At 63.6% G+C, this 21,409-nt stretch carries 18 protein-coding genes; 6 read left to right on the forward strand and 12 right to left on the reverse strand.

The window, feature by feature from the left end; genetic code table 11:
* Positions 1–20 precede the first annotated feature (20 nt).
* The 9 genes from hemH to AC0NIL_RS09870 form a co-directional block, all read right to left on the reverse strand.
* On the reverse strand, positions 21–1,085 hold the full coding sequence (gene hemH / locus AC0NIL_RS09830; protein WP_013529728.1) for a ferrochelatase: 1,065 nt from the start codon (positions 1,083–1,085) through the stop codon (positions 21–23).
* Positions 1,086–1,319: 234 nt separating this feature from the next.
* The gene (locus tag AC0NIL_RS09835; RefSeq protein ID WP_473572528.1) at positions 1,320–3,350 is read right to left on the reverse strand and encodes a 5'-nucleotidase C-terminal domain-containing protein; all 2,031 of its coding nucleotides are present in this window, start codon (positions 3,348–3,350) and stop codon (positions 1,320–1,322) included.
* Positions 3,351–3,537: 187 nt separating this feature from the next.
* Complete coding sequence (omp10, locus tag AC0NIL_RS09840) at positions 3,538–3,915, reverse strand: outer membrane lipoprotein Omp10 (RefSeq protein WP_473572527.1); 378 nt, start codon at positions 3,913–3,915, stop codon at positions 3,538–3,540.
* Positions 3,916–4,100: 185 nt separating this feature from the next.
* Positions 4,101–5,546 (reverse strand): homospermidine synthase, encoded by a 1,446-nt coding sequence (locus AC0NIL_RS09845; RefSeq protein WP_224675584.1) that lies wholly within the window; start codon positions 5,544–5,546, stop codon positions 4,101–4,103.
* A gap of 130 nt (positions 5,547–5,676) precedes the next feature.
* On the reverse strand, positions 5,677–6,630 hold the full coding sequence (locus tag AC0NIL_RS09850; protein WP_473572525.1) for a heme-dependent oxidative N-demethylase family protein: 954 nt from the start codon (positions 6,628–6,630) through the stop codon (positions 5,677–5,679).
* Between the two features lie 3 nt (positions 6,631–6,633).
* Complete coding sequence (locus AC0NIL_RS09855; RefSeq protein WP_127368891.1) at positions 6,634–7,296, reverse strand: aminotransferase class IV family protein; 663 nt, start codon at positions 7,294–7,296, stop codon at positions 6,634–6,636.
* Positions 7,245–8,390, reverse strand: coding sequence for an aminodeoxychorismate synthase component I (locus AC0NIL_RS09860; RefSeq protein WP_473572523.1), 1,146 nt, complete (start codon positions 8,388–8,390; stop codon positions 7,245–7,247). Before AC0NIL_RS09860 ends, AC0NIL_RS09855 begins: the two co-directional genes overlap by 52 nt.
* A gap of 182 nt (positions 8,391–8,572) precedes the next feature.
* Entirely contained in the window at positions 8,573–9,313 is a 741-nt protein-coding gene (locus tag AC0NIL_RS09865; protein ID WP_337123714.1) for a proton-conducting membrane transporter, read from the reverse strand.
* A gap of 361 nt (positions 9,314–9,674) precedes the next feature.
* Complete coding sequence (locus tag AC0NIL_RS09870; RefSeq protein ID WP_063168941.1) at positions 9,675–11,507, reverse strand: M3 family oligoendopeptidase; 1,833 nt, start codon at positions 11,505–11,507, stop codon at positions 9,675–9,677.
* 175 nt (positions 11,508–11,682) lie between these two features.
* On the opposite strand from AC0NIL_RS09870, the gene AC0NIL_RS09875 reads away from it, so the two are divergent.
* The 3 genes from AC0NIL_RS09875 (at position 11,683) to AC0NIL_RS09885 (ending at position 15,821) form a co-directional block, all read left to right on the forward strand.
* Complete coding sequence (locus tag AC0NIL_RS09875; protein WP_473572521.1) at positions 11,683–13,218, forward strand: sigma-54-dependent transcriptional regulator; 1,536 nt, start codon at positions 11,683–11,685, stop codon at positions 13,216–13,218.
* A 409-nt stretch (positions 13,219–13,627) separates the two neighbouring features.
* Positions 13,628–15,454 (forward strand): peptidoglycan L,D-endopeptidase MepK, encoded by a 1,827-nt coding sequence (gene mepK, locus AC0NIL_RS09880; protein ID WP_473572519.1) that lies wholly within the window; start codon positions 13,628–13,630, stop codon positions 15,452–15,454.
* A gap of 175 nt (positions 15,455–15,629) precedes the next feature.
* On the forward strand, positions 15,630–15,821 hold the full coding sequence (locus tag AC0NIL_RS09885; RefSeq protein WP_013529739.1) for a hypothetical protein: 192 nt from the start codon (positions 15,630–15,632) through the stop codon (positions 15,819–15,821).
* 87 nt (positions 15,822–15,908) lie between these two features.
* Here the strand turns inward: AC0NIL_RS09885 and AC0NIL_RS09890 are convergent, their stop codons facing one another.
* Positions 15,909–16,547 (reverse strand): 2-dehydro-3-deoxy-phosphogluconate aldolase, encoded by a 639-nt coding sequence (locus AC0NIL_RS09890; RefSeq protein ID WP_063173036.1) that lies wholly within the window; start codon positions 16,545–16,547, stop codon positions 15,909–15,911.
* Positions 16,548–16,858: 311 nt separating this feature from the next.
* Between AC0NIL_RS09890 and trhO the strand changes: the two genes are divergently transcribed.
* The 3 genes from trhO (at position 16,859) to AC0NIL_RS09905 (ending at position 19,647) form a co-directional block, all read left to right on the forward strand.
* A complete protein-coding gene (gene trhO / locus AC0NIL_RS09895; RefSeq protein WP_013529741.1) occupies positions 16,859–17,779 on the forward strand; it encodes an oxygen-dependent tRNA uridine(34) hydroxylase TrhO in 921 nt (306 codons plus the stop codon).
* A 116-nt stretch (positions 17,780–17,895) separates the two neighbouring features.
* Positions 17,896–18,633, forward strand: a complete 738-nt coding sequence (locus AC0NIL_RS09900; RefSeq protein WP_473572517.1) for a tellurite resistance TerB family protein — start codon at positions 17,896–17,898, stop codon at positions 18,631–18,633.
* 258 nt (positions 18,634–18,891) lie between these two features.
* Entirely contained in the window at positions 18,892–19,647 is a 756-nt protein-coding gene (locus AC0NIL_RS09905) for an SDR family oxidoreductase (RefSeq protein ID WP_473572515.1), read from the forward strand.
* Between the two features lie 22 nt (positions 19,648–19,669).
* Here the strand turns inward: AC0NIL_RS09905 and AC0NIL_RS09910 are convergent, their stop codons facing one another.
* Positions 19,670–20,044 carry a YciI family protein gene (locus tag AC0NIL_RS09910; protein ID WP_473572514.1) on the reverse strand — a complete coding sequence of 125 codons (375 nt, stop codon included), beginning with the start codon at positions 20,042–20,044 and terminating at the stop codon, positions 19,670–19,672.
* 152 nt (positions 20,045–20,196) lie between these two features.
* Positions 20,197–21,381, reverse strand: coding sequence for a pyridoxal phosphate-dependent aminotransferase (locus tag AC0NIL_RS09915; protein ID WP_473572512.1), 1,185 nt, complete (start codon positions 21,379–21,381; stop codon positions 20,197–20,199).
* Positions 21,382–21,409 lie beyond the last annotated feature (28 nt).

The raw sequence follows: 21,409 nt of genomic DNA on the forward strand, positions 1-21,409 counted from the left end.
CACTTTTCCTGGAATTTCTCCTAGACCCAGCCAGACAGTTCGCGCCGCACCATCGCCTCGATCACCGCCATCCCCTCCGCGCTGTCGTTGAGGCAAGGGATATGGGCGAAATTCTTGCCGCCGGCATGGTGGAAGGTTTCGGCCGCCTCGCGGCCGATCTCATCCAGCGTCTCGATGCAGTCGACGGAAAAGCCGGGATTGACGACGGCGATCGACTTGACGCCGTCCTGTGCGAGTTTCTCCACCGTCTTGTCGGTATAGGGTTGCAGCCATTCCTGCGCGCCGAAGCGCGACTGGAAGGTGATGATCAGTTTCCTGTCATCCCAGCCGAGCCGTTCGCGCAACAGCCGCGTCGTCTTCTGGCAGTGGCAATGATAGGGATCGCCCTTCTCGAAATAGGGTTTTGGAATGCCGTGATAGGAGGTGATGACCACCTCCGGCTCGAAATCCAGCGTCGCCAGATGCCGTTCGATCGAACGCGCCAGCGCCTCGATATAGACCGGCTCGTCATAGTAGGGCGGCACGCTGCGGACGGCCGGCGCGCGGCGCATCTTCATCAGCGCGCGAAACAGCTGGTCGTTGGCTGTTGCCGTGGTCGTCGCCGAATATTGCGGATAGAGCGGAAACGAAAGAATGCGGTCGCAGCCCTGGTCGGCCAGACGCTGGGCAATGCTGGCGGTCGAAGGATTGCCATAGCGCATCGCCCAGTCGACGACGACATCAGGCAGGTCGCGCAGCGCTTCGGCCAGCTTTTCGGCCTGGGCACGGGTGTAGGTGCGCAGCGGCGACTCGTTCTTTTCCCGGTTCCAGATCCGGGCGTAATTGGCGCCCGACTTCTTGGGGCGCGTGGTGAGCACAAGTCCATAGAGGATCGGATACCAGATCGCCCTGTTGAGCTCGATGACGCGCGGATCGGACAGGAATTCACGCAGATACCGCCACATCGGCTTGAAATCGGTGCCATCGGGCGTGCCCAGATTGACCAGCATGACGCCGATCTTGCCCGCCTTGACCGGCGGATGCCCAGCGGGCAACGGGCCGAGCGCTTTTGCAACCTTGGGATCGGCGGGGGTGGGAAGCGTCATAAGGGTTCTCCGGGAGACGCGAACCTAACCATCTTGCGCGCGCATTCAATGCAGCGTCTGGCCGCACCTTACAGCGGATTGTCCGAATGGATTCAGACGACCCGCTTTAAGTCTCTGTTTTATGCATGTCGTTCTCCCAAAACCGAGGTCACTTTTGGGCGACATGCATTAGCCCGAAAACAGGACGCCCGTCCGGTTTTCGGACGGGCGGTGTCATTCAGGCATATAAGCGAGCTATTTCGGCGGGATGGTCAGCGTTGCGCCGACAGGAAGCCGGCGGGGTTCGTAGCCCTTGTTGGCGCCCGATATGACCTTCCACATGGCGCCGTCGCCATAGGCCTTCTTGGCCAGATCCCAATAGGTGTCGCCGGCAACGATGACATGGCTGGCTTCCGCTGGCGCGGCCTCAGCAGGTTTTGCCGGCTCGGCCGGTGCCAGCGCGGCTGGTGGCGCTGGCGGGGGAGGTGCTCCTTCCGTCGATATGGCCGGTGGTGTGTTGGCGATATCGCCCGAGTTGGCCGGCAATTCAGGCATTGCCGGTGCCGCTTCGGCAGGCTTGGCGGCTTCAGCCGGTGCGGGCGCCGGGGTGGCCGGTGCCGCTTCGGCTGGCTTGGCCGGATCGGTTGCCGGGGCCGCAGGCGCCGCGGCGACGGTCGCGGCTATTTCGGTGATGCGGCCGTCGAGCTTCGGCGTGTAGGGCCGGTGGGCGCCGAGATAGTCGGCAACCACCTGTTCGAGGCCGGGGCCGTAGTCGTAGGCATTCCTGGCCTTGTCGGCAAAGACCTTGTAGCCGTCGCCGCCCTGGCGAACATAGTTGTTGGTGGCGACCAGATAGTCCTTCTCCGGCTTGATCGGCGTCCAGGCACCGCCTTCCATGACCTCCACCGATTTGACCCGGCCGGCATTGGGCGCAACGGATTTGTCGAAGGAATATTTCAGGCCGGCGACCTGGGGGAAGCGCCCGGCGCCGTCCTCGACCTGACTGAGACCGCCCTCGAGGCCGGCCACCAGATCCTTGCCCGAAATCTGGAAGGTCGCCAGCGTGTTCTGGAAGGGCAGCACGGTCAGCACCTCGCCCATGGTGACGGTGCCCTTGTCGATCGAGGCGCGCAGGCCGCCGCCATTGGAGATGACGATCTCGACGCCCTGTCCCTTGACGCGGTCGAGGATGGCGTCGGAGACGAGATTGCCCATCGCGCATTCGCGGGTGCGGCAGCTCTCGCGACTGCCGTCGATGACGTCGGTGGTTTCGGCCACTTCCTTGTTCTTCAACGCCTCGATCGGCGCCCCAAGCTCCTTGATGCGGGCGAGCACGGCCGGGTCGGGGGTGATCGACTTGTCGAGATAGATCGGGTCGCCGCTGGCCGATTTGACGACGCCATTGTCGTCGAACACCACCTTGAACTCGCCGAGATATTTCGAATAGGAGGCCGCCTGCACCACCGGCACCTTGTAGCCGTCCGGATTGTCGACCATCGTCGGGTAGGGGCCTTCCGCCTTCGGGTCGGTGTTCGACAGCAGGGAATGGCTGTGGCCGCCGACGACGACATCGACGCCCGGGATCTTGGCGATGACGTCGCGTTCGCGCTTGTGGCCGATATGGGTCACGGCGATGATCTTGTTGACGCCTTCGCCTTTGAGCTTCTCGACTTCGGCAGTGATCGACTTGACGTCGTCCTCGATGGCGACGTTGGGACCCGGCGAAGCGAGGTCCGGCGTGTCGTTGGTGATCGCGCCGATGATGCCGATCTTCTGGCTGCCGACCTCGACGACAACAGATGGCTTGACGCGGTCGCCGAGCTTGGATTGCGCGTTGGCCTTCACATTGGCGCCGAGCACGGGGAACTTGATCATGTCGAGGAACGGCGCCAAGGCGGCCTCGCCGTCGTCGAATTCATGGTTGCCGAGGGCCATGGCATCGAACTTCATGTCGTTGAGGAATTCGCCTTCGACCTTGCCCTTATAGGTTGTGTAGAACAGCGAGCCCTGGAAATTGTCGCCGGCGCTGAGCAGCAGCACGTTCTGGCCTTCCAGCTTCTTGCGTTCCTGGGCGATCGCGGTGATCAGCCGGCCCGCGCCGCCGATGCACTCGCCCTTGGTCTCCTCGTCCGCCGAGCAGGTCGATTCATATTTGTTGTTGCCTTCGATGCGGCTGTGCCAGTCGTTGATATGCAGGATGTTCAGCGTGTAGTCGGCAAAGGACGCGCCGGCCGACAGGCCGAGGGTTGAGGCTGACAGGGCTGCAATGGCGGCAAGCTTCTTCATCTTCGTCTCCCGGAAAGCTGATCAGAGGCCATTAGCGCTCTTGCTTGACTGGAACATAACAGCCGGCGCTTTGGCCATGTTCCCATCGCGTTCCGGATGACGCAAGCGGAATCCGGGACCCTTTGCCGGCACAAAAAAGGACGGCGGCCAACCGGCCGCCGTCCTTGGAAAACGAATGGTCGTGGGTTCAGACGCGCCTTGTCAGCACGAAATTCTGACCGCTGGAGCTCGTGCAGTTGAGCTGGCTTGTCGACACCATCAGGCAGTTGAAGCTGACCGCGGTCTGGCGGATCAGCGAGGTGCCGTTGATCTGCACCGATGTGGCGCCGGTCATCGTGTAGCTGCCGTCGGCAAGCTTCTGGCCGGTGTCGGTGGCTACCGTCGTGAAGGTGCCGCCGGTGAAGGTCGACAGGCCGGTGCCCTTGGCGTCGATCCACGAGCCCTCGACGCCTTTCGGCGCCGCTGCCATCGGCGGTTGATCGGGGCCGCTGGTCGCACAGGCGGCGAGCATCGCCGCAATGGCACCCGCCGCGCTCATCGAAAGAATTTTGCGCGCAATGATCATGTGAAAATCCTCTCCTCTCCGCATCGGCCCAAAAATCGGAAATCGATTTTCGACAAGCACGAGGCGTGCATCCAAGTTTCCAGAGCGACGTGCGTCCAGATGAATACGTATCGCTATGGTCCGCATCCCTTCAATCGCCCGATTTCCGGGCGATTGCAAGGCAGTGAGGCAGGTGGGCGGTGCTGCTATCGCACAAGGATGTTGCGGAACTGCCACGGGTCGTTCCGGTCGAGGTCTTCCGGGAACAGGCCGGGACGGTTATCGAGCGGCGTCCAGTCGGAGTAGTAGCCCTTGACCGGTCCGAGATACTGGGACTGCACTTCCAGGCACCGCCTGTAGTCCATCTCGTCGGCTTCGACGATGCCGGCCTCGGGATTCTCCAGCGCCCAGACCATGCCCGAGAGCACCGCCGAGGTGACCTGCATGCCGGTGGCGTTCTGGTAGGGGGCCAGCTTGCGCGCCTCGGCGAGCGACAGCTGCGAGCCGTACCAGTAGGCATTCTTGTCGTGGCCGTAGAGCAGCACGCCGAGTTCGTCGACGCCGTCGATCAACTCGTTCTCGTCGAGCACATGATGCACCGGCTGAGGCTTGCCGGCGGCGCCGAACATCTCGTCAAGCGACAGCATCGCGTCGTTGCAGGGATGATAGGCATAGTGGCAGGTCGGGCGGTAATGCACCTTGCCCTTCTTCGAACGCACGGTGAAGAAATCGGCGATAGAGATCGCCTCGTTATGCGTCACCAGCAGGCCGTATTGCGCGCCGGGCGTCGGGCACCACGAGCGCACGCGCGTGTTGGCGCCCGGCTGCTCCAGGTAGATGGCTGCCTTCGAGCCGTGCTTGTGCTTCTTGGCGTTCTTCGGCATCCATGTCTCGTGTGTGCCCCAGCCAAGTTCCGCGGGCTGCAGGCCCTCGGAGATGAAGCCTTCGACCGACCATGTGTTCCAGAACACATCCATCGGTTTCGGCTTCTTGGTGCGCTGGGTGTCGCGTTCGGCGATGTGGATGCCCTTGACGCCGGCCTTCTTCATCAGCTTGGCCCAGCCCTCGCGGTCGTCCTGCGCGGGCTCCGAGAACTCCAGGCCAAGATCGGTGGCGAGATTGACCAACGCCTGCTTGACGAACCACGAGACCATGCCTGGATTGGCGCCGCAGGTGGAGACCGCCGTGGCGCCGCCGGGCTTGTCGTGCTTTTCCTTGAGCAGCGACTCGCGCAGCGCGTAATTGGTGCGGCTGGCGTTATCGGCCTTGGCGTCGAAATAGAAGCCGAGCCACGGCTCGACGACGGTGTCGATGTAGAGCACGCCGAGCTTGCGGCAGAGCCGCATCAGGTCCACCGAGCCGGTATCAACCGACAGGTTGATGCAAAAGCCCTGGCCGCCGCCATTGGTCAGAAGCGGGGTCAGGAGCTTCTTGTAGTTCTTCTCGGTCACCGCTTCCTGGACGAAGGTGATGCCGCGCTCGTCGAGCAGCTTGCGGTCGGTGTCGCGCGGATCGATAACCGTCATGCGCGACTTGTCGAACTTGAAATGGCGTTCGATCAGCGGCAGCGTTCCCCGGCCGATCGAGCCGAAGCCGATCATCACGACAGGGCCGCTGATCTCACCGTAAACGGGCCAGTTTTCATTCGCCATTTTATCGAGCACTCCTTCAAAGCCCAGGAAACTGGGAAAACGCGCACACAAAACCGGGCATCTTTGCCCGGCGGCCATGCGCTACATCACAGATCATTGTCACAAACCAGCGAAAAGCGCCAACCAGCGATCAGTCGTCATTGGCCATGTGGTTAAGGACCGTCATCAGCCGATCACGGTCCGATGTCAGGCCCTTGTAGTCGAGCTGGGCGAGATCGAGTGCTTCGAGCTGGGCGGCGAAAGACACCGCGAGCTTCGCCCGATCAGGGTGCCTGGCCAGCACGGCGAGCGGATCGAGATGGATGCGGATGGTGAACAGGATATCGCGTGAAACAGGCAGTTTGCGTAGGGTTTGCCGCTCGACGCGAATGAAGGCACGGGCGTCGATGTCGCCATCGGGAAAGCGCGACGGCCGGTTGGTGGCGCGGTCGATGCGCTGCAGGTCGGAGAGCGGATGGTAGAGCGCGTTGTCGGCCTGGATCGACCAGTTGTAGCGCTCGACGGCCTGCCCCTGAAGGCCATCGAACATCCGGTTTATGAGTTCCGCCGGACGCGTGCCCGGGCCGAAACCCGGCACCGGCGCGTGGATGTCCTGCAGCGGCTTGCCGAACTTTTCCAGGAGCGACCAGGAGGAGGGAAAGCAGAGCGAGCCGGCGACCAGCCGCCAGCCGCTGTCACTGCTGCGCATCAGGATCAGGTCTTCCTGGACGAGCAGTGAGGCTTTGGCCAGCGGCGCATCGGCGAGGGAAGCAGGCAGACGGCTCGCCGCGCCCGCCACCTCGACGCCTGATCCGCCGAGCCGATGGGTTTCGGGGAACCTCTCCGGGAGATGCGCGGCGAGCAAGTCGAGCACTTCCTGCTGGGCGTCCCGCGTGCCGTCTTCCTCGACGAAAACGCGCTCGGGGATTTCGGCATAGAGCCGGTGCTTTTCGGCGAGATACGGCAGCAGATGGCCGTCGACCTCGATCCAGGCCGCCGGGTCGAGCGGCTTCAGCCCGATGCTGAACAGTTTCGACGAGCCGTCATAGGGCGTGTGGGTGGGCAGCGTATGTTTTGGGGGTGTGTGAGTGGGCACGGACGTCATGTCTCAGGTCAGTCTTGCGGGGATCAGTCCGCGCAGCGAATTGCCGACGAACAGGGACTTGGCGGATTTCAGATCGTCCAAGCTGTAGATCGCTTCGCGGGCGCGGCCTTCATCCAGAAGCTGCGCGCGCAATACGCCAGGCAGCAGGCCGCAATCGAGCCGGGGCGTCGCCAGCACGCCGTCGCCGAGATCGGCAAAGACATTGGTGATCGTGCCTTCACAGATCTCGCCACGCTCGTTGGCCATAAGCACCTCGTCGGCCTGCGTGATGAGGTGTTCGGCACGGGCACGCGTGTAAAGCTGTCGCCGGCTGGTCTTGTGGCGCAGCAGCGTGTCGTTCGAATCGAGCCTCGTCCGCGCCAGCCGCAGCATCCAGACCTTGTCGGCGGCGAGCGGTTCATAAGGCTGCGCAGAGGCCGTCACCTCGCCATCGTGCGACAGGACGAGGCGCGTGCGCATGGCAACGCCGGAACCGCCGACCGCGCTGCTCAGCGCCTCGCCGACCGTGCCTGGATCACAGCGGAAGCCGAGTTCCGCCGCCGAGCCATAGAGGCGCGCAAGATGACGATCGAAGCGCAGGAAGCCCGAGCCGGGTTCCCAGCGCATGGTCTCGATCAACTGAAAGTCGGCGGTGTTCCCGTCGCGAAGCGCGCTTTCAGCAGACACTCCTGATACTCCTCCTGCGCCGTCGAATCGAAGACGACGCCGCCTCCGACATTGTAGACGGCCTCGCCGCCCGAAAAGAGCGAGATGGTGCGGATCGCCACGGAAAAGCGCATCGGGCCGCCGGGCGCGATCCAGCCTGTGGCGCCGCAATAGGCATCGCGGGGCGTGCCTTCCAGGTCGCGCAGGATCTCCATGGCACGGATCTTAGGCGCGCCGGTGATCGAACCGCAAGGAAACAGCGCCGCGAAGATCTGGCGGATAGAGAGACCCGGCAGCAGTTTGGCCCTGACGTCGCTCACCATCTGATGCACGGTCGGGTAAGTCTCGATGCGGAACAGCGCCGGCACGTCCAGCGTGCCCACCTCGCTGATCAGCGAGATATCGTTGCGCAGGAGATCGACGATCATCCGGTTTTCGGCCTGGTTTTTCTCGTCATTGCGCAGGAAGATCTTCTGCCGTTCGTCCTCGGCTTTGGTGGCGCCGCGCGGCGCCGTTCCCTTCATCGGATGCGTCTCGATCATGCCCTCGGCGTCGATCTCGAAGAACAGTTCAGGCGAGCGCGACAGCACGATGGGTTCACCGAGCGCGATCAGCGCGCCATATTTCACCGGCTGACGTTCAGTCAACGCATCGAAGGCGGCCAGCGGCTCGCCTGACCATTGCGCGTGCACGGGAAAGGTCAGATTGCCCTGGTAGCAATCACCTTGCCGGATGTGCTGGTGCAGCCGCGAGAAGCGTTTTTCATAATCCTCGGGCGACCACGTCGCACGGGCGTCGAAGATCGGGCCATTGGTCGCCGCCGTATTGCGCGGCGGCACCGCCTCTTCGACCGGGGCATCGAAAACCCCAAGGCACACGAGTGGGGCGCGGCGTCCATTCGGCAGCAGGGGAACGAGCTTGGGTTCGAGCAAGTAGCCCGCCTCATACGAGAAATAGCCGGCAAGCCATTTGCCTGCATCATGCGCGGCTTGTGCTGCTTCCAGAGCCGGCCCGAAATCGCCTGCGTCGTGCGCCACGATGATATCGGCCGGCCGGTCGAAAACGAGCTGGCGCGCGCTTTTGTCATTGCGAAAAATTGCGGCGGGCAGGGACATGGGCACCGAATGCTGCGGTCAATGAAGCCATCAACCGCTCTATATGGGGTGCCGCCCGCGCGCAATCGAGGGAACGGCACGCTGCCTCTTAAAGCCGACCTTTGGGCCAACTCAGGAACCAAGAGCAAACGGCGACGCCGATATGGCGCCGCCGCTTGCAATCTTCAGGTCGTGCCTGGCGATCAGCTGTTGCTGGAGGTTCCGGCTGTTGGAAACTGCTTGGCGAATTCCTTCTCGTTGCCGGCGGCGAGCAGCTTGGCCTGCTCGATCCAGCGTTCGCGCGCGATGCGGCCATCGAAATTCATGACGTCTTCGATCCGTTTGATATCGGCCGCTGTCCAGGACGCGATCTGGGCGAAGCTGGTGACGCCTTGTGCCTTGAGCAGTTTCTCATTGACCGGACCGATACCGATCAGCCGACGCAGATTGTCGGGCTTTCCGGATGCTGGCTTGGCTGTTGCAGGCTTGACTGTTGCAGGCTTGCTCGTTGCGGATTTGGCTGGAGCCGAGGTTTTGGTGGCGGCGGGTTTCGCCGCCGGCTTGGCAGGGACCGCCTTGGCAGAGACCGCTTTCGCAGCGGCCGGTTTGGCCGTCGCGGGCTTTGTGGTGGCGGATTTGGCCGTCGCGGGGGTCGACATCAGGGCCGCCGGCGCCTGGCTTGCCGGTTTTGCCGCGCTGCTTCCGGCGGCAGGTGCGGCCGACGCTTCGCGCAGCCGGCGCTCAAGGTCGGCGCGGGTCTTGCCGCATGCATCGAGTTCGCCGGTCAGGCGGTCGCTGTCGGTGCGCAGCCTGTCGCGTTCGCTGCGTGTACGGTCGAGATCGCCGCGCAAGCTGTCGAGTTCACCGCGCAGGCGCCCCCAAAGGAACCAGCCGACCAATACGCCTATCAGGAACGCCAGGACCACGTAGAAAAAAGTGCCCATTGTCTCTCTCCAGTCAGATCCGTCTGCCGTGGGTCATGATCTTCGGCGAAGGACTACTCTTGGTGGTTCCGCGGTAAGCAGAACAGCCGGCTTCGGTTCGAGCTGTCGGCGATCGGCTTTGCTTGCCCATGGCCAACGGCCGTTGTCGCGTTCGCCTGAGCGCCACGGCCGGCTGAGATTTCTCCTCGCCGATCCGCATGCGCTCCGGCTGAGCTTGGAGCGAAGGCTATCATAGAGCTTGTGGAAAGCTATCGGAAAACTTCGGTGGAGAGTACTTCAAGAACAGATATTTAGGGCGATAGTAGAGCTGTCCCAACATGCATTCCGGCTAAACTGTTAGAGCGACGCCTGGGGGCGCATTTCAAGTGTCGAGCGCTTCCAGCTCGTCGATCAGGCCACCGATGACGCCAAGTCCGATCTGCCAGAAGGCGGGATCGGTGGCGTCGAGCCCGAAGGGCGCCAGAAGCTCGGAATGATGTTTGGTGCCGCCGGCGCGCAGCATTTCGAAATACTTGTCCTGAAAGCCGCGCTCGGCGTTCTGGTAGACCGCGTAGAGCGAGTTCACCAGGCAGTCGCCGAAAGCATAGGCATAGACATAAAAGGGCGAATGGATGAAGTGCGGGATGTAGGTCCAGAACACCTCATAGCCTTCGCGCAGCTTGATGGCGGGACCCAGACTTTCGGCCTGCACTTCGAGCCAGAACTGACCGAGCCTGTCGGAGGTCAGTTCGCCGTTCTTGCGTTCGGCATGCACCTTGCGCTCGAATTCATAGAAGGCGATCTGGCGCACGACCGTGTTGATCATGTCCTCGACCTTCTGGGCGAGCATGGCCTTGCGCTCGCGCCGGTCGGTGGTCTGGTCGAGCAGCGAGCGGAAGGTCAGCATCTCGCCGAAGACCGATGCCGTCTCGGCCAGCGTCAGCGGCGTCGAGGCCATCAGCGCACCCTGGCCGCCGGCCAGCACCTGATGCACGCCATGGCCAAGCTCGTGCGCCAGCGTCATCACATCGCGCGGCTTGCCCATATAGTTGAGCAGGACATAGGGATGCGCCGACGGTACGGTCGGATGCGCGAAGGCGCCAGGCGACTTGCCGGGCCGCACCGGCGCGTCGATCCAGTTGCGGTCGAAGAAGGTTCGCGCGATCTCGGCCATGTCGGGCGAAAAGCGCTGATAGGCGGACAGCACGGTGTTCCTGGCCTCGTCCCAGCCGATGATCGCCTGGGGCGTATCCGGCAACGGCGCGTTGCGGTCCCAATGGTTCATCACCTCCATGCCCAGCCAGCGTGCCTTCATCGCGTAGTAGCGGTGCGAGAGGCGCGGATAGGCATCGCGAACGGCGGAGGCCAAGGCGTCCACCACACTGCGCTCGACGCGGTTGGCCAGATGGCGTGAATCGGCGATGTCCTCGAAGCCACGCCAGCGGTCGGATATCTCCTTGTCCTTGGCCAGCGTGTTGGTGATCAGCGTGAAGGTGCGCAAGTTCTTGCGGAAGGTCGTGGCCAGCGCCTCGGACGCCCGGCGGCGCACCTCGCCGTCGGCGTCCTGCAGACGGTTCAGCGCCGGCTCCAACGTCAGTTCCTCGCCGTCGATGTGGAAGCGAAGGTCGGTCATCGTTTCGTCGAACAGGCGGTTCCAGGCGCCGCGTCCGGTGATCGACTTTTCGTGGAAGAGCTGCTCGACGCGGTCCTCGAGCTGGTAAGGCTTGTCCTTGCGCAGATCGAGCACCCATGGCCGATAGTGGCCGAAGGCGGGATCGCCGGCGAGCGCGCCTTCGATCGACGCATCGTCGATCAGGTTGAGTTCGAGCGCGAAGAACAGAAGGTGCGCGCTGGCGTCGGTCATCTTCTCCTGGATGTCGCCATAGAGCTTGGCGCGCTGGGGATCGGCGGTGTTTCCGGCATAAACCAGTCCCGCATAGGAGACGATGCGGCCGATCAGTTCCTCCAGCGCCTCGTAGGCGACAAGCGCCTCGCCCAACCTGCCGGCGCCGCCGCGCTCGGCTTCGGCGGCCAGCGTACCCTTCCAGCGGCTCTCGAAACTGGTGGCATCGGTGGCGGCCTTGGCGATGTCGCGCTTCAGCTCCGGCGCGTCCATGCCGGCATAGAGGTCGGCAAGGTTCCATTCCGGCAAGTCGCCCAGCTCGGCCGCGCCTTGACCCGACGCCGGCGCCGCCAGCCGCCGTGCGGAAACCATGTGCCCAGAATCCCTATGCATTGCCGACACCTTCCGTGGCCAAGGTTCAAGGAGAAACGAGAAGCCGGTCAAATCCTAAGGAATTCATTCACCGGGTTTTTTGAAACCTTATTTAGAACCCTGTGCCAAGATGGTCCACAGGGCAGAATTCCTCGGGCGGGCAGTCACACCAGTCATGACAGGTTCCATACTCATAGTCGATGACGATCCGGTGCAACGCCGGCTGCTCGAAGCGGCGGTGACGCGGTTCGGCTACAGCGCAATCGTCGTCGACGGCGGCGCGGCCGCTCTCGACATCCTCGATGGACCCGGCGCCCGCGAGGTGTCGGTGGTCATCCTCGATCTGGTCATGCCCGGTCTCGACGGTATCGGCGTGCTGAAGGCAATGCGCGAGCGCGACATCAACGTGCCGGCGATCGTGCAAACCGCGCAGGGCGGAATCGAGACCGTGGTTTCGGCGATGCGTCATGGCGCCTTCGATTTCGTCGTCAAGCCGGCGTCTCCCGACAGGCTGCAGGCGTCGATCGGCAATGCGCTCAAGGTCGAGGCCGTCGAGGGCGAGGTCAAGCGCACATCGCGCCGGCGCGGCGGCCTCCTGACCTTCAAGGACATGATCACGCACAGCCCGGCCATGGACAGGGTGATCCGCCTTGGCCAGAAAGCGGCGGCATCCAACATTCCGATCCTGATCGAGGGCGAGTCCGGCGTCGGCAAGGAACTGGTGGCGCGTGCCATCCAGGGCAGTGGCGACCGCCGCACGAAGCCCTTCGTCACCGTCAATTGCGGCGCCATTCCAGACAATCTGGTCGAATCGATCCTGTTCGGTCACGAGAAGGGCTCGTTCACCGGGGCCACCGACAAGCACACCGGCAAGTTCGTCGAAGCGCATTCGGGCACGCTGTTTCTCGACGAGATCGGCGACCTGCCGCTCGACGTGCAGGTCAAGCTGTTGCGCGCGGTCCAGGACGGCGAGGTCGACCCGGTCGGTGGGCGCTCGACCGTCAGGGTCGACATCAGGCTGATTTCGGCGACGCACCGCAACCTCCTGCAGCAGGTCAAGGACGGCAAGTTCCGCGAGGATCTGTTCTACCGGCTGAACGTCTATCCGATCTTCGTGCCGCCGCTGCGCGACCGCCGCGACGACATCCCGTATCTGGTCACCCATTTCATGGAGAAGGTCGCGCCGGCCGACCCGCACCGTCGCCTGCAACGTATTTCGGTGGCAGCGCTCGCGGTGCTGCAGGCCTATGACTGGCCCGGAAACATCCGGCAGCTCGAAAACGCCGTCTTTCGCGCCTCGGTGCTTTGCGAAGGCGATATGTTAACCGCGGAGGACTTCCCGCAGATCCGGGCGCAAGTGGAAGGCACCGTCAACCTCGATATGGATGGCGACGCGCCGTCGCCGTCCTTGCCTTTGCAGGCGCGCGATGACGAAGCCTTGCCCGGCGAGGGCGGCCCGGCAATCGCGTTCGATCCGCCGGCAAGGCTGCAGCCTCGCTTCGGCACGTTGCGGGCGCTCGACGAGCGCGGCAATGTGCGGGCACTTGCCGATGTCGAACTCGAGATGATCAAGCTTGCCATCGATCACTACAACGGACAGATGAGCGAAGTCGCCCGCCGACTCGGCATCGGCCGCTCGACGCTCTATCGCAAGCTCAAGGAACACGGCATCGATCCGGAGACAGGCCGCGTCGATCGACTAGCCTCTTAAGGGCGATGCCGGGCTGAGCTTTGGCCCGGCTTCCGGCTTTGCCACAAGGCCGGCGCCAGCTTGCAATGCCACAACGGGCCTTGTATCGCCGTTTCGGCGGCATTGTGGCTGTCCCGTGGACAGCTCTGTTCACGCATTAAGGCTAACGGTAACAGATCGTGTTTGGGGCGAAGGCGAAAATCCGATCTAAACCAGCGGTTTACCAAGAAACCTTGTGAACAATTTTTGACGGGATATCGCCACGGTGTTACCGCATTTCGGCTTCAATAAGCGATGATTAACCATTAGGATCGATATTCGGGTGTGCTAATGCCACATCCGTTTGGACAAATCCGGGGACAAACGGCAGCCTGCAAGGCCTTTTGATTTGAACAGAATCGAACGACACACAAACAGGCGGCACCATCATTTGAGCGTCTGGCCGAAGTGGCTGGCAGTGTTGGTTGTCGCTTTTGGTTTTGTTGCCGCGGCTGCGAGCGGAGCCAGCGCCGAAACACGGTCGCTGAAGCTGTATCATCTCCACACCCATGAGAAGGCCGAGATCGTCTACAAGCGCAACGGCCGCTACGTCCCCGAAGGTCTCCGGAAGATCAACATCATTTTGCGCGACTGGCGTCGCAACGAGCCAACCAAGATGGATCCGCGCCTGCTGGATCTCGTCTGGGAGGCGTATCGGGAAGCAGGTGCCACGGACTACATCCAGGTCGTGTGCGGCTATCGCTCGCCGTCGACGAACTCGATGCTGCGCAGCCGCAGCAGGGGCGTGGCCGAGAAGAGCCAGCACATGCTCGGCAAGGCGATGGATTTCTATATTCCCGGCGTGCCGCTGAAAAAGCTGCGCAACATCGGCCTCAAGATGCAGGGCGGCGGCGTCGGCTACTATCCGTCATCCGGTTCGCCGTTCGTCCACATGGATGTCGGCAATGTGCGCCATTGGCCCGGTATCAGCCGCCAGGAACTGGTCTCCCTGTTCCCCAATGGCAAGACGCTGCATGTGCCGAGCGACGGCAGGCCGCTGCCCGGTTTTGAGCAGGCGCTCGCCTCCTACAAGGCGCGCAAGGGATCGGGCTCGCCGGCCATCGAGATGGCCAGTGCCGGCGGCAGCAGCAAGAAATCGGGTGGATTCCTGTCGGCTTTCTTCGGTGGCGGCGGCGACGACGAGGCCGACGACAGCGCCGATGTCGAGACCGCTTCGGCCGCCCCCCCGCCCAAGGCGAGAAACCTGAAGCCGGCAGCGGCGGCCAAGACCAGCAACCTCCCGGGCATCGCCATCGTGGCGCCGGAGAATGCGCGGCGCGCCGAGATTCCGCAGGTGACCGAACAGCAGGCTCCGGAGCCTGAACAGGACACGCCGGAGACGATCATCGCGGCATTGCCGGCCCGAAGCATTCCGCTGCCGGATTTCGCACCGCGGCCGAAAGCCGATGTCGGCGCGCAGCAGCCTGAGAATGTTCCCTTCGCGATGGCGGAGGCGACAGCCACCACCGAGCAGGCCGTGGCGACCGCGCATGCGCCGGCGAGCGTTCCTTTCGGCATGGCCGATGCAACGGCTTCGGCTGATGCGACCCAGGTCGCGGTCAACAACATACCGTTGCCGACATGGCGTCCCGACAATTCGCTGCCAGCCGCTCTGGCTGCGCCGCCCAGCAAGGATGTGCTGATGGCGCTGGCGGAGACGGCCGACCAAGGCAAGACCGCGACCGATGCGTTCTCGGTGCTGCCGACGGCGCGGCCCGAGATGGCCAGGCCGGACGCGGTCAAGGCCGTGCTCGACGAGGCCAATGCCCAGGTCGGTGCGGCCGATTACCAGCTTGCTTCCTTGTCCGGGTCCGAGCCGCGTTCGGCGTTCAACGATCCGGGCACCAACACCGCATCGCCGCGCGATGCTGTCGTGGCCCGCCCAGTCGGTTCCGATCCGGCCGCCGCGATCGGCGCCGGCGTCAAGACGACGCGCAAGGAATCGAGAGCCACCGCCCGCGACCTGAAGCCAAGCCCCAAGGCCATGGTGGTTGCAGCCGCACCGCAGGCCGCCCGTTGGGCCTTGACCAGCGGCGAGCAGGTCGCCACCGTTTCAAGCGCGACGACGGCGCCGGGTTACGCCTACAGCATCGTGCACACGCCGCCGAGCGAGGTCTACACCGCTGGCTTCCAGCCGAGCAGCCAGGTGGCCGATGCCAATCGCTTCACCGGCAACGCCGTCAAGTTCATGTCGGTAGCTCGCTTCCAGACCAAATGACGGCAAATCAACCGACAAAGCCGCGCCGGGCAACCAGCGCGGCTTTTTGCTGCGTGGCCGGATCCGGTCGCGCGGCCCGCCGGCTTCCGATCACACCGGCCTGACATTGCCGTGATCGTGGAACGCCTTGGGCCGTCAGCGGTTTCTCCCCCGTTCGTTCAAACCGGGGATACCCATGAAGAAGATTCTACTGGCATCGGTCATCGCGTTGGCAACCGCTTCGGCGGCCATCGCCCCTACGCAGGCCGAAACCATTGTCGTCAAAACCCACGATCACATGCACATGAAGAAGCACTGCCGGACCAAGGTTGTCACGACCTGGAAGCATCATCATAGGGTGGTCAGGGAAGTCAGGGTCTGCAACTGATCCGGCCAAGGCAGGCCTGGAAAAAACATCCGGCGGAAACCCGGTCGACGCAAGTCGGCCGGGTTTTTCCATGCCGCCATGAAAGCCTTATTTTGTGAGCTTGCTCGCCGCGCGCGCCAAGGCTTCGATCTCGTCCCATTTGCCGGCCTTGACGAGGTCGTCGGGCGCCACCCAGGAACCGCCGACGCAGACCACGTTGGGCAGACTGAGATAGTCAGCCGCGTTCTTGGCCGAGATGCCGCCGGTCGGGCAGAATTTCACATCGGCGAGCGGCGAGGCGAAGGCCTTCAGCGAAGCGATGCCGCCCGACTGCTCGGCCGGGAAGAATTTCAGAAAGCGCAAGCCGGCTTCGCGCGCGGCCATGATCTCGCCGGGGGTGATCGCACCGGGCAGCAGCGGAACATCGCTGGCGGCGGCTGCCGACAGAAGCTCGCGGGTGATGCCGGGGCTGACGATGAAGCGCGAGCCCGCGGCAGCCGCCTCTTCGAACTGCCTGGCATCGAGAATGGTGCCGGCGCCGACGATGGCTTCCTCGACTTCACCAGCGACCCGCCGGATCGCTTCCAGCGCGTCGGCGGTCCTCAGCGTGATCTCGATCGCAGGCAGGCCGCCGCGCGCCAGAGCGCGGGCCAGCGGCACGGCATTGGCGACATCGGAGATCTTCAGCACCGGGATGACGGGCTGGCCGTTCAGGAGCGACAGAAGTTTTTCGGTCTTGCTGGGCATGTGTCTCTCCGTGGCGTGGGACAACTCAACCGATTAGCAGAAGGCCGTTTTCCTGTCCACGAAACCGGCCGTGTCGCGATGTCACGCGTCGCCCATACTCGCCAAGCCCAAGTTGACAAGGGTGGCTGCCGGCTCGATGGTGCCGACAGCTTTGGTCCCGGTGGCTTTTCAGGATAGGAATTTTTTCTTGACTCCCTGATCTCAGCTATGGTACAAATTCACCCATGGTGCAGATTTGCGCCAGTGACCCGCCGAACAGGATGCCTGCTTTGCCTTGAATCGGCTTGCTCGAGCGTCTAGTGGCTTCGGCGATGACATCACTTCCACTCCTTCGCGTCGCCGCGCTCTACCGGTTTGCCCGGCTCGACGCTTTCGAAGAACTGCGCGCGCCGCTCGCCGCATTCTGCTGCGGGCGCGGCATAAAGGGCACGCTGCTGCTGGCGCATGAAGGCATCAACGGCACCGTCGCCGGCAGCGAGACGGCAATTGCCGAACTGATCGCGTATCTCGAAGCCATCGAAGGGCTTGCCGGACTCGAGGTCAAGTACAGCGCGGCCGCGGACATGCCGTTCCATCGCATGAAGGTGCGGCTGAAGCGCGAGATCGTCACCATGGGTGTCGATGACATCGATCCTTCGAAAAGTGCCGGCACCTACGTTGCGCCGGCCGACTGGAACGCTCTGATTTCGCAGCCCGGCACTGTCATCATCGACACGCGCAACGCCTATGAGGTGTCGATCGGCACGTTCAAGGGTGCGATCGACCCGGCCACCGCAAGCTTTCGCGAGTTCCCGGCCTGGGTGGAAACGCACCGGGCGGAGCTCGAAGGCCGCAAGGTTGCGATGTTCTGCACCGGCGGCATACGCTGCGAAAAGGCAACCGCCTATGTCAAATCGCTCGGCTTCGAGGATGTCTTCCATCTCAAGGGCGGTATCCTCAAATACCTCGAAGAGGTTCCGGCCGAACAGAGCCTCTGGCAAGGCGAGTGCTTCGTCTTCGACGAGCGCGTTTCGGTGTCGCACGGCCTTGCCGAGGGTGACGCGGAACTGTGCCGCGCCTGCCGCCACCCGCTGACGCCGGGCGAGCTGACGTCGCCCAAATTCGCTGCCGGTATTTCGTGCCCGCATTGCTTCGATGCGCGTTCGGACGAGGACCGCCAGCGTTATGCCGAGCGCCAGCGCCAGGTCGAGCTTGCGCAGGCGCGGGGCAGGGGGCCGCATATCGGCTCCTGATCCAGCATCGTGCTGCTGCAAAGCGGCTGCCTGTCATTGCAATGTCAAGTTTCGGGACCTACGTCTTCGACGTTCGAAACCCGCCCGTTCGGCCGGGCAAATCCTGGAGGCACTGAATGTTCGATCCCAAGAAGCTTCTCGACGATCTGCTCGGCTCGCAAATCCCCGGCACCAGCGGCACCGTTCGCGACAAGGCGGGGCAGGCCGTGCAGATGGCCAAGGACAATCCGCTGGCCGCCGGTGCGCTGGCCCCGGTGCTGCTCGGAACCGGTACTGGCCGCAACGTGACGGGCGCCGCGGTGAAGCTTGGCGGACTGGCCGCGATCGGCGGCCTCGCCTACAAGGCCTACCAGAATTACAAGGCCGGCAACGCGCCCGCGGAAGCACCGGCGGCCGGCCAACCGGAATTGCTGCCGCCGCCCAAGGATACCCCCTTCCACCCGTCGCAGGCGCGGCAAGGCGAGGACGAATTCACGCTGACCCTGGTGCGGGCGATGATCTCGGCGGCGAAAGCCGATGGCCATATCGACGATGAAGAGCGCCAGAAGATCGCCGGCAAGCTCAGCCTGGCCGGCATAGGCTCCGACGCCGAAAAGTTCCTGATGGCGGAGCTGGCAAGCCCGCTCGACCTCGACACGCTGGTGGCCGGCGCCAAGACCGATGCGCAGAAGCTCGAACTCTACACGGCGTCGCGCCTGACCATCGATCCCGACACACGCGCCGAGCGCGGTTATCTCGACCTGCTTGCCGGCCGGCTCGGCCTGCCGGACGCGCTGGTCGACCATGTCGAGGCGACGGTTTCGGCGGCCAAGGTGCCGGCCAAGGCCGGGACGTCACCCAATCCGCGCTGGTAGGCCAAAACGGCACAGGGGGGCACTTTCCGGGTTAACCGCTCATTAACCCAGCAAGCGCATCATTCAACACAGTCGGATCGGCTTTTCCTCCTCCCAAGCCCGGTTCAGATCAGGGGCGGTCGCCAATGGCCGCCCTTTTTGTCGGTCCGGCCGGATGGACACGCTTGCCATCGCCGCCGTCATTTGCGATGCCTTCCTTTTCGAGCCAACCCCCCAAAATCAGTCGAGCAAGCGCAGCGCTGCCGGAGGACAATAGCCATGACCGAGCAAAGAACCGCCATCGTCACCGGGGCCGGCACGGGCATCGGCAAGAGCGTCGCCACGGCGCTGCTCAAGGCCGGCTGGAACACGGTATTCTGCGGACGCCGCAAATCCGTGCTGGATGCAGCCGTGGCTGAGGCCGGGTCCACCGACGCCAAGGCCCTGGCGGTTGCCTGCGATATCAGCAAGGCAGGCGAGGTCGACGATCTGTTCGAGACCGTGGCGGCGGCCTTCGGCCGTGTCGACCTGCTCTTCAACAATGCCGGCATGGGCTACAAATCGACGCCGATCGACGAGATACCGGTCGAAGTGTGGAACGATATCGTCGGCGTCAACCTCACCGGTTCGTTCCTGTGCGCCCGTGCCGCCTTTGGCGCCATGCGCAAGCAGAAGCCGATGGGTGGCCGCATCATCAACAACGGTTCGGTGTCGGCCTATGCGCCGCGCCCAGGCTCGGTGCCCTACACGGCGACCAAGCATGCCATCACCGGACTGACCAAGACGCTGGCGCTCGACGGTCGGCCCTATGACATCGCCTGCGGCCAGATCGACATCGGCAATGCGCTGACCGACATGGCGCAGCCGATGACGGTCGGTGTGCCGCAGGCCAATGGCTCGATCGCAGCCGAAGCGGTGATGGATGTTCAGCGCGTCGCCGACGCCGTCGTCCACATGGCCAGCCTGCCGCTCGACGCCAACGTGCTGTTCATGACCGTGATGGCGACCAAGATGCCGTTTGTCGGGCGTGGGTAGTTATTTTGTGGGATGTGGGTAGTTATTTCCCCGCAAGCGGCACGCCGGGCTTGAACAGCAGAATGGGCCTGATCTCGTAAACGGCGGTGGGATTGACGCGGCGAAGGTCGCGGGCGATCGCGATGGCCTCGTCTCGCGTGGCGCAGTCGACGACATAGAGCCCGAGCAACTGTTCCTTGGTTTCGGCGAAAGGACCGTCGATGATCACACCGTCGCCCGGGCCGCGCAGGGTGATGGCATCCTGTGTTGCGCCCAGACGCGCGGACGGCCCCAGCGTGCCTTCCTCATGAAGCCGGGTGTTGATCTTCAGCGGGTCGGCCATAAGTGCTGCATCTTCCTGCGGCGTCAGCGCCTTGATCGCATCTTCCACGTGATAGGCAAGGATTGCGTAGAACATTTTATGTCACCTGCTTCGATCCTGATCCAGGGAGCGTAGCGGTTCCCGACACGCCCGCCCAGCCTTGGCCGTGCGTGTCCGGACAGATCATGACACCATCATTGTCGCCAGCCGCAACCACCCGGAAAGAGGCCACCGGCCCGCTTTCAAACCTACTTCGCCAGGAACGCTCCGATCCGCTCCAGCGCGCGCAAGATGTTCTCCTCGGAATTGGCGTAGGAGAGCCTGATATAGCCTTCGCCGAGAATGCCGAAATCGGGGCCGCCGATCAGCGCCACGCCGGCCTCGTCGAGCAGTGCCGAGGCGAGCTTCTTGGCCTTCCAGCCGGTCTTCGAGACGTTGGGGAAGGCGTAGAACGCGCCCTTGGGCGTGATGCAGGAAATATTGGGCAGGGCATTCAGTCCCTCGACGACGATCTTCCGGCGGCGGTCGAAGGCGCGCATCATCTTGTCGACGTCGTCCTGCGGGCCGTCGATGGCGGCGATGCCGCCAAACTGGCTCGGCGCGTTGACGCAGGACCAGCAATTGACCGCCAGCTTGCGCACCTTGTCGTAGAGATGGGCGCCCTTGTCGCCATTCGGCCAGATCGACCAGCCCATGCGCCAGCCGGTCATCGCCCAGGTCTTCGACCAGCCATTGAGCACGATCAGCCGGTCGCGGATTTCGGGAAAGCCGAGCAGCGAGCAATGCGTCTCGCCATCATAGGTCATGACGTCGTAGATTTCGTCGGAGAGGATGGCGACCTGCGGATGCGCCTCCAGCCCCTTGACCAGTTTCTCGATCTCGGCGCGAGGCGTGACGCCGCCGGTCGGATTGGCGGGCGAGTTGAGGATCAGCAGCCTGGTCTTCGAGGTGATCAGCGCCAGCGTCTCCTCGGCCGAGAAGGCAAAGCCGTTTTCTTCGCGCATCGGCACGGGAATGGGTGCCGCACCCGTGAACTCGATCATCGAGCGGTAGATGGGAAAGCCGGGGTCCGGGTAGAGGATCTCGGCGCCGGGCTCGCCGAACATCAGGATCGCGGCGAACATGGTCGGCTTGCCGCCGGGCAGGATCATCACCGTTTCGGGCGATATCTCGACACCGGTGGTGGTCAGCGTGCGGCGCACCACCGCCTCGCGCGTCGCCAGCAGGCCATTGGCCGGCGTGTAGCCGTGATGGCCGTCGCGCAGCGCCTTGATCGCCGCCTCGACGATGTGCTGCGGCGTCTTGAAGTCGGGCTGGCCGATGCCGAGATTGACGATGTCGCGGCCTTGTTGGGCAAGTGCTGTGGCCCTCGCAAGCACGGCGAAGGCGTTTTCCTCGCCAAGGCGGTCGAAGGCCGAAATCGTGTGGAGCATTTTTCCCGTCCGTGTGGTTCTTGCTGTT

This window comes from Mesorhizobium sp. WSM1343 (genome assembly GCF_055901535.1).

Coding starts and splice junctions, on each gene's coding strand:
- hemH (WP_013529728.1), bottom strand. CDS start 1,085: ATGACGCTTCCCACCCCCGCCGATCCCAAGGTTGCAAAAGCGCTCGGC.
- AC0NIL_RS09835 (WP_473572528.1), bottom strand. CDS start 3,350: ATGAAGAAGCTTGCCGCCATTGCAGCCCTGTCAGCCTCAACCCTCGGC.
- omp10 (WP_473572527.1), bottom strand. CDS start 3,915: ATGATCATTGCGCGCAAAATTCTTTCGATGAGCGCGGCGGGTGCCATT.
- AC0NIL_RS09845 (WP_224675584.1), bottom strand. CDS start 5,546: ATGGCGAATGAAAACTGGCCCGTTTACGGTGAGATCAGCGGCCCTGTC.
- AC0NIL_RS09850 (WP_473572525.1), bottom strand. CDS start 6,630: ATGACGTCCGTGCCCACTCACACACCCCCAAAACATACGCTGCCCACC.
- AC0NIL_RS09860 (WP_473572523.1), bottom strand. CDS start 8,390: ATGTCCCTGCCCGCCGCAATTTTTCGCAATGACAAAAGCGCGCGCCAG.
- AC0NIL_RS09865 (WP_337123714.1), bottom strand. CDS start 9,313: ATGGGCACTTTTTTCTACGTGGTCCTGGCGTTCCTGATAGGCGTATTG.
- AC0NIL_RS09870 (WP_063168941.1), bottom strand. CDS start 11,507: ATGGTTTCCGCACGGCGGCTGGCGGCGCCGGCGTCGGGTCAAGGCGCG.
- AC0NIL_RS09875 (WP_473572521.1), top strand. CDS start 11,683: ATGACAGGTTCCATACTCATAGTCGATGACGATCCGGTGCAACGCCGG.
- AC0NIL_RS09885 (WP_013529739.1), top strand. CDS start 15,630: ATGAAGAAGATTCTACTGGCATCGGTCATCGCGTTGGCAACCGCTTCG.
- AC0NIL_RS09890 (WP_063173036.1), bottom strand. CDS start 16,547: ATGCCCAGCAAGACCGAAAAACTTCTGTCGCTCCTGAACGGCCAGCCC.
- trhO (WP_013529741.1), top strand. CDS start 16,859: ATGACATCACTTCCACTCCTTCGCGTCGCCGCGCTCTACCGGTTTGCC.
- AC0NIL_RS09900 (WP_473572517.1), top strand. CDS start 17,896: ATGTTCGATCCCAAGAAGCTTCTCGACGATCTGCTCGGCTCGCAAATC.
- AC0NIL_RS09905 (WP_473572515.1), top strand. CDS start 18,892: ATGACCGAGCAAAGAACCGCCATCGTCACCGGGGCCGGCACGGGCATC.
- AC0NIL_RS09910 (WP_473572514.1), bottom strand. CDS start 20,044: ATGTTCTACGCAATCCTTGCCTATCACGTGGAAGATGCGATCAAGGCG.
- AC0NIL_RS09915 (WP_473572512.1), bottom strand. CDS start 21,381: ATGCTCCACACGATTTCGGCCTTCGACCGCCTTGGCGAGGAAAACGCC.